The organism is Methylophilus methylotrophus DSM 46235 = ATCC 53528 (genome assembly GCF_000378225.1).
GTDB lineage: Bacteria > Pseudomonadota > Gammaproteobacteria > Burkholderiales > Methylophilaceae > Methylophilus > Methylophilus methylotrophus.
The window spans coordinates 119,386-132,659 of record NZ_KB905144.1; the positions used below are offsets into that span (position 1 = coordinate 119,386).

Annotated in this window: 10 protein-coding genes; 2 read left to right on the plus strand and 8 right to left on the minus strand. The window is 44.4% G+C overall.

From position 1 onward, the window contains the following. Positions 1–750: 750 nt before the first annotated feature. The 8 genes from F463_RS14325 to F463_RS0110690 all read right to left on the minus strand — a co-directional run bounded on the left by F463_RS14325 (position 751) and on the right by F463_RS0110690 (position 12,311). Positions 751–3,186 carry a sensor domain-containing protein gene (locus F463_RS14325; protein ID WP_018987076.1) on the minus strand — a complete coding sequence of 812 codons (2,436 nt, stop codon included), beginning with the start codon at positions 3,184–3,186 and terminating at the stop codon, positions 751–753. Positions 3,187–3,269: 83 nt separating this feature from the next. Next, entirely contained in the window at positions 3,270–5,747 is a 2,478-nt protein-coding gene (locus F463_RS14330; RefSeq protein ID WP_018987077.1) for an EAL domain-containing protein, read from the minus strand. Positions 5,748–6,004: 257 nt separating this feature from the next. Beyond that, complete coding sequence (locus F463_RS0110665; protein ID WP_018987078.1) at positions 6,005–6,280, minus strand: hypothetical protein; 276 nt, start codon at positions 6,278–6,280, stop codon at positions 6,005–6,007. Positions 6,281–6,518: 238 nt separating this feature from the next. Beyond that, a complete protein-coding gene (locus tag F463_RS0110670) occupies positions 6,519–7,214 on the minus strand; it encodes a CerR family C-terminal domain-containing protein (protein ID WP_018987079.1) in 696 nt (231 codons plus the stop codon). A 244-nt stretch (positions 7,215–7,458) separates the two neighbouring features. After that, on the minus strand, positions 7,459–8,268 hold the full coding sequence (locus tag F463_RS14335; RefSeq protein ID WP_018987080.1) for a phosphatase PAP2 family protein: 810 nt from the start codon (positions 8,266–8,268) through the stop codon (positions 7,459–7,461). A gap of 19 nt (positions 8,269–8,287) precedes the next feature. Continuing rightward, positions 8,288–9,094, minus strand: coding sequence for a metallophosphoesterase family protein (locus F463_RS0110680; protein ID WP_018987081.1), 807 nt, complete (start codon positions 9,092–9,094; stop codon positions 8,288–8,290). Continuing rightward, positions 9,091–10,104, minus strand: coding sequence for a diacylglycerol/lipid kinase family protein (locus F463_RS14340; protein WP_018987082.1), 1,014 nt, complete (start codon positions 10,102–10,104; stop codon positions 9,091–9,093). Before F463_RS14340 ends, F463_RS0110680 begins: the two co-directional genes overlap by 4 nt. An 80-nt stretch (positions 10,105–10,184) precedes the next feature. After that, entirely contained in the window at positions 10,185–12,311 is a 2,127-nt protein-coding gene (locus tag F463_RS0110690; RefSeq protein WP_018987083.1) for a molybdopterin-containing oxidoreductase family protein, read from the minus strand. Between the two features lie 163 nt (positions 12,312–12,474). On the opposite strand from F463_RS0110690, the gene crcB reads away from it, so the two are divergent. Together crcB and F463_RS14505 are read left to right on the plus strand one after the other, a co-directional pair. After that, entirely contained in the window at positions 12,475–12,855 is a 381-nt protein-coding gene (gene crcB, locus F463_RS0110695; protein ID WP_018987084.1) for a fluoride efflux transporter CrcB, read from the plus strand. Between the two features lie 105 nt (positions 12,856–12,960). Continuing rightward, entirely contained in the window at positions 12,961–13,200 is a 240-nt protein-coding gene (locus F463_RS14505; RefSeq protein ID WP_018987085.1) for a DUF190 domain-containing protein, read from the plus strand. Positions 13,201–13,274: the final 74 nt, after the last annotated feature.

Sequence of the window (13,274 nt, forward strand, 5' to 3'; positions counted from 1 at the left end):
ATTGATTACTATCTACCCTCTTTAAACTGACTTGCTTACGCAAGGCATCTGCCCTCTTCCTCGACCACCGAGCTACTATTGCTGAAGTGATAGCCACTGTTTTCAAACCGCGATCCATGCAGGCTCGAATACTCACATGATGTAGATGCATATAAGAGGCGTAACTGGTGATTATGGAGTTGTGCCCAAAGTCTGTCGCAAATTGATTTAAATTATTTTTGAACCCACTATCGTCCTCTGATAAAGCCTGTATCAGCACATTAGAGATGACAGTGTCCGATAGAGAGTGGAAAGAGATTTTCTGATCGCCCGTTGCTTGTTTAAGCAGCCGAGCAAGCTGACATCACTGCCAGTAATGTCCCCTAGACTTTGATAGTCTCTGGCGCTTTGCACAGGTGCTCCTGTAAAGCCTTAGCTAAAAACAATGGCAGGGGGTTTAACTAAAATTTGAGAGGCCGGAACAAAATGCTCTCCAACTAGATTAGCTGCACCAGGAGCAATGATGGGAAGTTCAAAATAAATGACCTATTCGGTAATTGACAGTGCAATCCCCCATTCCTCAGTAGCATATTAGAATAGGTATATCATTAACATAACCATTAGGCAGATTCATCATCATAGCCATTAGTGTTAGGCATGCCGCTTTGGATAACTCCGTCTCCTCAGTCATGCTTTTCAATTGCCGACATAAACTCCCGCCGGGTGCACCAGTTATTTGTTGTTTTTAATGTTTTATGTCTCAATCTTTGGTTAATGAGTTAATATCGTTTCAGTAAACTCATCTGCCGGCATAGGTTTGCCAAAAAAGTACCCTTGAAAACCTGTGCAACCCAATGAGACTAAATATTGATATTGCGCCAAAGTTTCAATTCCTTCAGCGATAATGTCCACACCAAATTTAGCTCCCATATTTGCAATCATCTCAATCATGTATGCATCCAATAAATTCTCATGTGCATTCACGATAAAACTACGATCAATTTTCAGCTGGTCAAACGGCAATTGCCTGAGATAATTCAGGGAAGAGTAGCCCGTACCAAAATCATCCATAGACAGGACAAAACCTAATTCCTTGAGTGCTGTCATTTTTGAAACAGCTTCTTCAAGATCCCCAACAATCACATTCTCAGTCAACTCCAATTTTAACTTTGTTGGTGAGACATTTTTTTCACGTACGATTTCGAGCAGGTTTTCAACGAAATCTGACTGCCTAAATTGAATAGGGCTAATATTAACGGCTATACTCAGCTGCCAATTTGAAGCACTGTTCTGCCAGCTACTTAATTGACTACATGCCGTTTCAAGAACCCAGTTTCCTATCGACAATATCATGTGGGTTTCTTCGGCTAGTGGGATGAACTGTGCTGGAAAGATTAGCCCCAACTCAGGATGGTTCCATCGAATGAGTGCTTCTACCCCGGTTACGGTTCCGGTTGCGTTCACTTGAGGTTGATAAAAAAGTATGAACTGCTTCTTGGCCATGGCATGACGTAGTGATGACTCTAGTCTGGCTCGCTCTTCCAGAGCCACCTGCATATGCGTATCAAAGAACCTATGCGTATTTTTACCCGCACGTTTTGCGGCATACATTGCGACATCAGCCTGCGTCAACAATTGCTGGTGACGGTGTACATTTCCTTGAAAAATTGTGATACCGACGCTAACAGTGACATAATATTCAAGACCATCCAGCACAAATACTTGGCTAACCGATTCAATTATTTTTTCACTCAATCGCTGTGCATGCGTCGCAGCAATATCCTGATTGACACCGATGTTTTGCAACATGATGACGAATTCGTCTCCCCCAGCTCGAGCAATCGTGACATGATCGTTTGCAAAAACTTGTAATCGCCGTGCTATTTCCTGGATGAGCATGTCACCGGAATGATGACCTTGGGTATCATTGAGTTGCTGGAAATTATCCACATCCAGTAACACTAAGGCCCCATGATGTCGACTCTTGGAACTTGCTTTTATGACCTGCTCCAGTTTCTCAATCAACATATATCTGTTGGGTAGCCCGGATAATGGGTCAAAATAAATCAGCTGATGAATTTTCTCTTCATCTTGTTTCCGAGCCGAGATATCACTTTGCGTGCCAACATAATGTGTGACCGTACCCGATGCATCTTTTACCTGTTTGATAGTCATCCATTTCGGGTAAATTTCACCAGATTTGCGTCTATCCCAGATTTCACCTTCCCAGGTACCCTTCTCCCATATCTCGCGCCACATTGCTTCGTAAAAGAGTTTGTCATGTAAGTTCGACTTTAAAATTCGCGGTGTTTGCCCCACTAGTTCTTCAGTGCTGTATCCCGATTGCTGCGTAAAGGTTGAATTGACACGCAAGATTATCGAATCTGCATCTGTAATCATTATTCCCACCTGCGCCTCAAAAGCAGTGGCGACTATACGGAGTGCGGACTCAATACGGCGGTACTCACTGATGTCTTCAATAATGGACCAAATAAAACTTTCATTCCCGATGTTAATCCTGACGCCATTAAGCCGTACAGGAACCACCGCACCACTGGCGGTAACATATTCCTTTTCATAGGGACCATACTGCGATTTTTCCGAAAGAGATTTTAATTGTGCCATCTCTTTTTTGGCATACTTATCGGGCGTAAGATGCCAGTAACTTAACTGCTGCAACTCCTCACGTTGGTAACCCACAATATCAAGAAAAGACTGATTCACTTCTAAAAAGCCTCCATCCATCCTATTCAGCGCCATCCCAAGTGGGGAAGAATCAAACATGGTTCGAAACTTCTCTTCGCTTTGAGCATGTGCCTTGCTAGAGGCTGTCACATCAGTGATATCTACAGTTGAGCACAAAAGATAAAGCGGATTTCCTTGTGAATCATAATAAGGCTTCTTAATCGTACGGCCGACTCGAGTTTGCTGCATTGAGGCATTCCAAAAGGGCCCCTCAGATTCATATTGCTGACCGATACGAAAAATCTCTCGATCAATCTCTGCAGAGTTTGTTAATTGATTAGGTGGATATGAAGTGTTGCATTCAGTACTCCCCACATCGTTAAAACTGATCCCGAGCACTTCTTCACATGCACGATTCATAAGTACGATATAACTGCTGGCATCTTTTACAAAAACTGCCTCAGGTAACAAGTCAATCAAAGCTTGTATAGCTTTTGCATCTTCAATTACTTTGGACTGCATACTTTCATCCGCTTCTATTATTTTTAGTTCTAGGAGCCCATTTAAAAGTCACCATCAATATGGTTTTTCAAACCAAATAGCCGTTAGATCTGCTTTACTTTTAATGCTGCTTTATCATTTTCTACAGTTAGCACACCCTGTTCAGAAACCTTTAAGAATTCCTGCATTCTCAATGGCTTACAATAATAATAGCCTTGAGCCATATCGCATCCGAAACCGACCAATAAATCGTGTTGTATTTTTCTTTCAACACCTTCAGCAATCACTTTTATATTCAATTTGTGAGCCATTGAAATAATAGCCTCGCAGAGTGAGTTGTCTGCATTACTCACACCCAATTCACGAACAAACGTTTGATCAATTTTTAGGTAATCAATATCCAACTTTCTTAGATAATCCAATGAAGAATAACCCGTGCCGAAATTATCAATTGCAACCTCCAAGCCTCTGTCCCTGAACAAATACATTGTATTGGTTAACAAGTCATCAATATTAAGCAAGGCGCTTTCTGTAATTTCCAATAAAATATTGGTATTGGCTAGCTCCTCATTGGCAAGTTGTTGCAGATGATTATTCTTGGCATGTAGTTGGATGGGTGAAACATTGATGCTTAACTGAATCGCAATCGTTTTTTGACAATGATTGATTTGTTGCGACTGTCTTATTACTTGCCGGAGAACCCAGTCTCCGATGTCATGAATCAACCCTGTTTCTTCGGCCAGTTTCATAAACTGCGCGGGAAGAAGTATCCCTTGCTCAGGATGATTCCACCGCAGTAGCGCCTCTGCTTTTCTGATTTGGAAAGTTTGTAGATCAACAATCGGTTGGTAATACATCTCCAGTTGATTCAGCAATATCGCAGAACGTAGATCATTCAACAATTCGTGTCGTTCCAGTGCCTCAGTGTTTAGATCAATTGCGTAATAGCTATAACAATCACGGCCACTTCTTTTTGAAAGATACATTGCTTGATCAGCATGCTTGATCAGATCAATATGATTGTTTGCGTCTCTGGGAAACAATGTAATCCCCAGACTGCATGAAATAAATGTTTCTTCATGATCGTGCAAATCCAAATCAAAAGGCATTCGCAGAGAATTTAATATTTTTTGAGCGATCTCGGAAATTTTATCTGTATTAACCAATCCAGGTAATATCACGGTAAATTCATCACCACCCAACCTACTTACAAAATCGGCTACCCTTACGCATGCAGTGATGCGTTGGGCGACTTGTTTGAGTAAATTATCGCCGTATATATGCCCGTATGTATCGTTTACTTCCTTGAACTTATCGAGGTCAAGAAACAACAATGCAAAGCCTGAGCCATGCTGCTTTGCAATTGCAATTTGCTCATTTAGTTTTGTCTGAAAGAAATTTCTATTTGGCAACTGGGTTAATTGATCATAGTTGGCAGACATCCAAATCTTCTCCTCAGTTTGCTTTTTCTCGGTAATGTCAGAAAAAATGGCAATTCTGCGATGTAAAGATCCATCTTGCTTAAAAGCTGAACTTACTCTTAGCCATTCTACGAAGAGTTCACCGTTTTTCTTTCGATTAACAATTTCCCCGTCCCAATGGCCCGTTTTTAATATTTCCTCCCACATCGCGGCATAAAAATCATGGCCATGGCTGCCAGAACTTAACAAATTGGGTGTTTTACCTAATATTTCCGAGGCTTCGTATCCCGTTAATTTTGAGAACGCAGGATTCACTGAAACAACCTTATTGTTCTCATCGCAAACCATGATTGCCTCGCTTGCGCTTACAAATACCTGCTGTGCCAACTCTAGATCGTTTTGTACTTTAATTCGGTCTTGTATATCCCTGGCTATGCTGCATGCGCTGGTGACTTTTCCAAATTTATCAAAAACGGGGGTAATGCTTACTGAAACATGAATAGTGCTGCCATCTTTTCTAATTCTGACGGCATCCACAGTTTTGACCCGTTCATTACGACTGACCAATTCAAGGATATCTCTGGATTCAATTTTTTGATCGGATGGAAACAGGATAGAAATGTTTTGGCCTATGACTTCTTCAGCTTCATAACCGAATATTCGTTTAGCGCCAGGATTCCAGCTGATGATTTTCCCGGTTAAATCTTTGATAACGATAGCGTCTTCAGACGCTTGGATGATACTTTCAAAGCGGCGGGCTTTTTCTTCATTCACTCTGGCAGAAGTGACATCATGGTAAGTAAACATATATCTGCCAAGACTCAGCGGTAAGTACTTAATTTCCAGCCACTCTCCACTAGCTTGTCTTCGTTCAATACGCATTGGAGATTTTGACTTCATCCGGATTTCACAAAAATCCAACACCTGCTGCAGCGTGTGCTCCTCACCATAATCTCCTCGCGCAAAACAGTGCGCAATAAAATCTTGGAACTTGAAGCCGAGGTTCTGGAAATTTGCAGGAAGGGAGAACAATAAATCAAATAGCTTGTTTTTAAAAATGCAATGATCGTTCTCGTCATACAAAACTATTCCCACACTAGCGTTTTGTATTACCTCTTGTAAAAGTAAGGTGTCTAATGACGAGAAAGTGTTTATCTTCACAAAAAAGTCTCAGTTCTTTATTAAGGGATCATTAATAAAAATCATTGGCTTTATAAAATTGAATCATAGGCAGGCAACGGGGCTATTACTTGCAGATCGATGCTTCTATTGGTCCCCCAAAAACTTGTGAAAAATATAACCAATAAAATAAAAATCAAACGTTTGATTAAAAATGTGAATTTACTCTTATTTTAAAACGATGAAAATAATTAATTGAACGTAGTGGAAGAAGTGAATGGAAGACAAGGGAGAGTAGATCAATTTTCCAAATTGTTTTCATCTTCAATGATTTTTACAACGGCGTCATTAAACTCTTTGGTTAAAAGACCAAACTCTTCAGAAAGATCAGTCATCCGTTTGACATATTGCTCAAAAATAACTCTGTGATCTGGTCGGCTAAGCGCTCGTAATAATAAATCCATATTTAAATCACTCTCAAATTTCGTATCAGGATCAAGAGACTCGATATTGCCTTGATTCTTTGCCTTCAAAATCTGTTGTATCTTTTTAAAATCATAAATATTGGACGACATGCTATAAAACCTTATTTTTACTTGGCTTAATATTAAACGACAATTCAAACAAACGTTTGATTTTTACCATTACACAACAATCACAATAAAATAAATTGACGGAGATCAATTTCCAAATAAGAATTATCGCGATATCTTATGAAAGGGATGAGAACAAATAAGCCTTATACCACTAGGACTTACACCACTTAATAATTTTATAAAGGGTAGTGTTTGATCGCCTTTTTTAGGCTTGTAATTATTGGTCTGTATTCAATTTAGCTCTGAGGATGACTTCCGCTTGACTCAATACCATCAGGATAATTTTTTCGGTGTCTGATTTACTTAAAGAAGTGTCGCCCATTGCCTTGTGAATGTTGTATTTGTTGGTACGATAAAACATCGACAACGCCAACAACGTATAACTAAACAAAACAACCTCTTGGTGATTCGGATCTTTTTTGAAAAGAACTGATAGCAACTTTCCGATAAGACGTTGAATAGGAAGATAAGTATTTAAATAAACTATCGGAAAAACATCTGTTGGATGGATTTGCTCTCTTAGCAGGATATTAATACCTGAGGAAAAAGCACTTTCTTTACTTAAACTGGTTTCAACAAGGGTTTGTAATAGCCGTTTTATGTAATTGATTACTTCCTCTGGTTCGAATGCTGCAAGATTAAGTCTTTCGTCAATTTCTGTTGAAAGTGCATCTAAAATACTTTTATACTCATTTGAAACATGCTGAATAATCGCCGAATATAATCCAAGCTTATCTCCATAGTGATAACTGATCGACGCAAGATTTTGACCTGATTTAAGCGAAATCTCTCTTAAAGAGGTACCCTCAATACCATTCTGTCCAATTAACTCCAAACCAACATTAAGTAATTTGGTTTTTGTATCAACATCTATTTCTTTGGTACGAGATTGTTTATTAATGTTTTTTTTCATGATCCAAACAAAATGGAATGTAACTCAATTAGCTATAGGCATTTCGAATATAACATTAAACTTTCAGCATTAAAAATAAACCCTATCTTTCAATAGTTTTAGAGATTTTATGCCTGACAGTGTGGTTGAAGATAGATCGCCCGCTCACAAATTACAATAATGACGCGCTATATATTGAAGTTCTGATTCATGTCAGAACCTCAAGGCGCTTGGAGAGCGCAAACTGGTACATACGTAAACATGATTAGACGACCGTTTTAGTATATGACCACCCAAGAACAAAATTCAGCGCACAATATACTGCCCAAATCTCTGCTTCTAAAAATGCTGCCAGCACATCGCTCAAATAATGAGCGCCCAGATACATCCGACTAAACGCAACCAGAATGACCATCGCAACCGCTATCGGCAAAATATAAATAGCCCGGTGAAGGGCAGGCTTTTGTGAAATCAGCAATGCTACCAATGTGCCATAAAAAACCGTACTGGCAACAACATGCCCGCTTGGAAAACTGTAGGTGGCAATTGTGACAAGCGGATCATCAAAGTTAGGTCGGTCTCGCTGAAATGCGTGCTTTGCCAGCAGATTCAGCAACATTGCACCTTGCACTACGAGGAAGACGGACAATGCTGCATACCAGCGTTTTTTCCAGATGTAATATACCGTGATCAACCCGGCCACCGGACTCAGGACCCAGGGATCATGCAGATGGGTGATGACCAGCAGGCATTGTGTGAGCAACGTCGTGCTATGCGCATGCAGCCATTGAGCAATATCCTGATCGACGATCGTCAACGCGCCTGCGTTAACGACATTTTCAGCAATCAACGCAAACAGCGTACCTGCACTAGCCAGTAAGATAAAACCTAATCTTCGCAGCCGCTGGTAATCACGCGATGAATATCTCTCCTCACTGTAAGTGAATAGAGGGGCATGGGAGATGACTGGTTGATAGAGGGTGATCATTCGCCACATCCAGACCAGCATTAGAATGCTTATGCCCGCAACTGCCAGGAAAATACTGCTAGCAATGAGCCAGGGGGCTGTTACCATTTAACGAGATATCCTATCTTTATGAAAGCGCCAGCACCTGGGTGTTTGCTGTGATGAAGCGCGCGGTAGCGGCATCAAAATCCAGCCGCTCAACCTGGCAGTGACGCGACGAGGCCTCTGGCTCATAGCGGATCAAGTTTACTGAATTCGGTTTGCCTTCGCGTATACGGCTGGAGATGGCCGTACCGGCGGAGAGAGTCCAGACCGAACGTGTCAGGCCATCCGTTTCTTCTGCAAGATTTCGGATATAAGCCAGATGGATATGCCCACTTAAAATCAGGTCCACCCCCGCCGCTGCCCAGGCTTTGATTGCTTGTTGGTGACCATGTAGCAGATTCTCGAGATCGCTTTCGCGTTCAACGTAAACAGGCTGGTGGACAGCCACGATACGTAACTGCTCTGGCAAAGCACCTCGTAACTGTTGCGCCACCCGTTCAATCTGTTTCGCCGAGACTTCGCCATCTGCATGGCGCCATGGCCTGGTAGCATTGACGCCAATCACCAATGCATGCTGACTGGAAAATAGCGGCTCAAGCTGTTTTCCGAATACGCGACGGTAGTTACCATAAGGATTAAAAACACGCGCGAATACATTAAACAGCGGAATATCGTGGTTACCGGGAATCACCAGCTTCACCGGGGCCGCCAATGCTTCCATAAAACTGCGCGCGGCAGCGAATTGTCCGCGTTTTGCCCGCTGGGTGATATCGCCTGACAGGATAGCGATATCAGGGCGCAACTCCTGGGCAAGCTGCAATAGCGCAGCCGTCACGTGCGGCTGTTCGGTGCCAAAATGCGGGTCGGAAAGATGCAGGATCACGCTCACTGTTCGGTCCCTGACTGTTCACTGGCTGACTTGGGCACGATCAAGCGCAAACACTGTGGACCCACGCGGAATGTTAAAGGTGGACGCATCTGGGAAACTTCGCCATCCATCGCTACTTTTACGTAAGGCTTACGCAGCCGTAGCGGTTCCACCACCAGCTGACGACAGGCAAAATGTGTCAACTCAGGCGCTTTGCGCAAAAGCCCCAGCATGCCTCTAAAGGCAAAGGCGATGCGTTTGAATATTGTCATCGGCGGTAGCGCAATAATGGCAAGCTGGCCATTTTTCACATGTTGCGATTCGGATGCCAGGCCGACATCATGCAGCTGGAGTGAGTTGTTACCGACAAATATGGTGGAAGCAGGAATGACACTTTCTCCACTCTTCTGCTCTCCGCCAGTATGCTCAATGCGTAACCGCATTTTGATATCGCGTTTTAATATGGTGACCAGTGCCGCCCATTTCGCCACCATGCGGCTACGTCCGTGCTGCTTTTTAAATACCTCGCGGTCTGCCAGCAATTGCGGATAAAGACCCAGGCTGGCATTCACCAGAAAGACCTCATCATTCAATTGCCCTACCTGCACCTGACGTTCATTGCCCTCACGCATACCTGTCATCAAGGCATCCGCCGCTTGCTCAACCTCTTGGGGCACTCCCTGGTCACGCGCAAAATAATTGAAGGTCCCCAAGGGCACGATGCCGAATGGCAGGCCGGCAGCCAGTACTGCCTGCGCGATATACCGAATCGTTCCATCTCCTCCTGCAGCAACCACCACGCCATGGCGATGGCTTGCCAGTTCGACAGCCTGCTTTGTCATGTCGGAGATATCTCCCGGCCGACGGCATAGGAACAGCTCATAAGGCTGTTTGTCCGCATAAAATATTTCAGCTAGTTTATTTGCAACTGTCTCTGCATTTTTATCGCCTGAACCCGCGTTCAGGACAATGAATAATGGCGGGGATGTTTCGCGCTCCGAGGCATGCGTCGATTGTGTCAGTGTGTCCATATAATCAATACAGAAATTTCTTCTTAGAGTTCTATAGAAACCTGATAATGAGGTGTAGCATGCCTATGAAAAGAAAACGTTCAAACTAGTTCGACTTCAACCAGATTATCGCTAAACGTATTGGAGTGGCCCATGTCTCCATACTCGGCAGAGCTGATACAGTTCACCGTCCCCTTGTTGAGTTGACGCCAATAGCCCAACGTGGCCACCACGATGCCGGGATTCACGTCTGTGGTGACACGGGCGACCGCTTCAAAAGCGCCTCTATCGTTATAGGTCTTGACCATCATGCCATCCTGAACATCCCGCGCGAGTGCATCCACCGGGTTGATCATGAGGTATTGCTCGCCTTGCACACGGAGTTTGGATTCCATATTCGCGTATGAGGAATTGATAAAGCCATGGCTTTTTGGGGAGATGATGTTTAAAGGAAACCTGGCCGCCAGCGCTGTATTAGTCTCAGCAGTCTCCCGACTGGGCACATAGGCTGGCAATGGGTCTAAATCCTCACCCGGTTGAAAACCGTCATACATCTGCCTGAAGGGGCCTGCGACAAAATTTTTGGCGCCTTCGACCATGAACATGCATTTACCGGTCGGGGTGGGGAAGTTCCCCTCGCGATGCGGGGCGCGGTCGTCTTTTGTGCCTACATTCAGTCTTGCAAACCCATGCTCACGCATGTAGTTGAGGTCTATCCCTTTGCAGGCGGGCGAATTCCAGTCTACATAATGTTCAAGGCACTCGCTGTCACTCCATTTGAAATTGTCTTCTTCGAAGCCCAAACGCTGGGCCAAGCGGCGGAATATTTCATTATTGGGTAAGGCTTCGCCGGGAGGCTCTATACATTTGGTGTTGTAGGTGAGGTATAGATGTCCCCAGGATAAGATCATGTCTTCCTGTTCCGCACCCATCGCTGCTGGCAAGACAATATCCGCATAAGACGCCGTATCTGAAATGAAATGGTCTGCCACGATGGTAAACAGGTCTTCGCGCTTCAACCCTTCGATGACTTTGTCAGTTTCGGGCGATTGGGTCACAGGGTTGGTATTCCACACCATGACAGACTTAATGGGCACTTCTAACGGCGTTTCGCCTAGCAGGGCCCTGCCTAATTGCAGAATATTGACGACTGGCGTGCCTTCAGGGATCAAATCCGGCCTGCAAATCACATCAAATTTGTATGGATGCTCCCAAACCGGGAATTGCAGCACACCACCGCCCACGTGACGCCAGGCGCCGATAAGCGCTGGCAAACAGGTCACTGCGCGTATCGCCTGGCTACCGCCATAATTGCGTTCCAGCGCGACGCCAATGCGGATGGCAGCCGGAGGCGTCGTCGCATATTCGCGGGCAAACTGGCGAATCTGGTCCGCGGGAATGCCTGTGATGTCTGCTGCCCATTCAGGTGTACAGGGTTTAGCTCTTTCCACCAGCTCGGCATAGCCCACGGTATACTTTTCAACATAATCATGGTCGACCAAATTCTCTGCAATGATCACGTGCATCATCGCCATGGCCAGCGCGCCATCGGTCCCTGGCCTGGGGGCAATATGCCAATCGGCTTCTTTTGCTGTTTTGGAAGCGAACGAATCCACCACGACGATCTTCGCGCCTCGTTTTTGCGCATCTTTAATAATATGCCAGTGATGCAGATTGGTGGAGACAGAGTTACAGGCCCAGATCACAATAAAATTGGCATGGATAAAGCTTTCGGGATCCACGCCGGCGGTCGGCCCAACGGTCAGCAACCAGGCAGTACAGGAGCCTTCACCGCAAAAGGTTCTTTCACAAACGGTGGCACCCAGCCTGTTGAAAAAGGCATCCCCACCATTGAGTCCATGCACCAGCCCCTGATTGCCCAAATAACTAACGGGTAATATGGCGCGGGGGCCGGTATCTTTGATCAATGACTGCCATCGATCCACAATGGTATCCAGGGCCTCATCCCAGGTGATGCGCTCAAACTGATTCGTGCCTTTGGGCCCTACTCGCTTCATGGGATAGAGCAGGCGGTTGGGATGATAATGGCGCTTTTCGTAATCTTTTAATTTGACGCATAACCCGCCTCGCGTCATCGGATGATCAGGGTTCCCTGATACCGAGACCAATTCGCCGTTTTTGACATGAAACTGCATTGCGCAAGTATCGGGACAATCATGCGGACAACCGCCATGAAAGGTTTGAACTACATCTGCAACATCATTCATATTTCACTCCAAGCGCACTGTTAAATGCCGTCATATTTTAAAAAGAATCAATGCAAGACAGGTCTGTCTGTTTCGAATACTATACCCCTTCCCCCGGAAATACAATGCTACTGGATAGGCTTTATTTTTGTTATATTCATTGTTTCATCTACGGTAACAAACTATGTGGAAATCTGTGATTGCAATTAGCGTGGGGGCCTCGCTCGGGGCTCTACTTCGTTGGCAATTAGGCCTCAAGCTGAACAGCCTGGTTCCTGCACTACCGCTCGGAACCCTGTCCGCCAACTTAATCGGCGCTTATATTATCGGGTTTGCCATTGCTTACTTCTCCCAAGTGCCTCAACTTTCCCCAGAAGCACGTTTATTGATTATCACTGGATTTTGTGGCGGATTAACTACTTTTTCCACCTTTTCTGCTGAAGTATTTACCCAACTGCAAAACAGCCAGATACTCTGGGCACTCAGAACCACGCTGGTGCACATCGTCGGCTCTGTATTACTGACCTTTTTGGGGTTTGTTTCTTTTCAGTTGTCACGTCACTAATTCAGTTGTCACGTATCGAATGGAGCCGTTATGCAAGGTTTTCAAATCACCTTTTTTACTCGCCTGGACCAAAAGCATGACAATCAAATGTTGAGTGAATGACTGATGCTGTCGGCAAGAGAGTTAGGCATCCGTGGTGCAACCATTTTTGCGGCGAGTGAAGGATTCGGACGGGATAAGAAAATCCATGCCGGACATTTTTTTGAACTGGGTGATCAGCCACAAGAAATTGTAGTCACGGCCAGTGAAGAACAGACCGCAAAACTATTTAGCCTGTTGAAAGCAGAAAAAGTCGATATTTCTTATATCAAGACACCGGTTGAGTTTGGTACCACTGGCGAATAATCCTCTGCCACAAAGCATCTCTTTTGCCGTGATGGACATCGAAAAAGTGAAGACGCCGGCCAAGGTTAAACGCG

Bases quoted from the DNA above. Each gene is read 5' to 3' on its own strand.
- F463_RS14335 (WP_018987080.1), bottom strand. From the start codon at position 8,268: ATGGTAACAGCCCCCTGGCTCATTGCTAGCAGTATTTTCCTGGCAGTT.
- F463_RS0110670 (WP_018987079.1), bottom strand. From the start codon at position 7,214: ATGAAAAAAAACATTAATAAACAATCTCGTACCAAAGAAATAGATGTT.
- F463_RS0110665 (WP_018987078.1), bottom strand. From the start codon at position 6,280: ATGTCGTCCAATATTTATGATTTTAAAAAGATACAACAGATTTTGAAG.
- F463_RS14325 (WP_018987076.1), bottom strand. From the start codon at position 3,186: ATGCAGTCCAAAGTAATTGAAGATGCAAAAGCTATACAAGCTTTGATT.
- crcB (WP_018987084.1), top strand. From the start codon at position 12,475: ATGTGGAAATCTGTGATTGCAATTAGCGTGGGGGCCTCGCTCGGGGCT.
- F463_RS0110690 (WP_018987083.1), bottom strand. From the start codon at position 12,311: ATGAATGATGTTGCAGATGTAGTTCAAACCTTTCATGGCGGTTGTCCG.
- F463_RS14340 (WP_018987082.1), bottom strand. From the start codon at position 10,104: ATGGACACACTGACACAATCGACGCATGCCTCGGAGCGCGAAACATCC.
- F463_RS14505 (WP_018987085.1), top strand. From the start codon at position 12,961: ATGCTGTCGGCAAGAGAGTTAGGCATCCGTGGTGCAACCATTTTTGCG.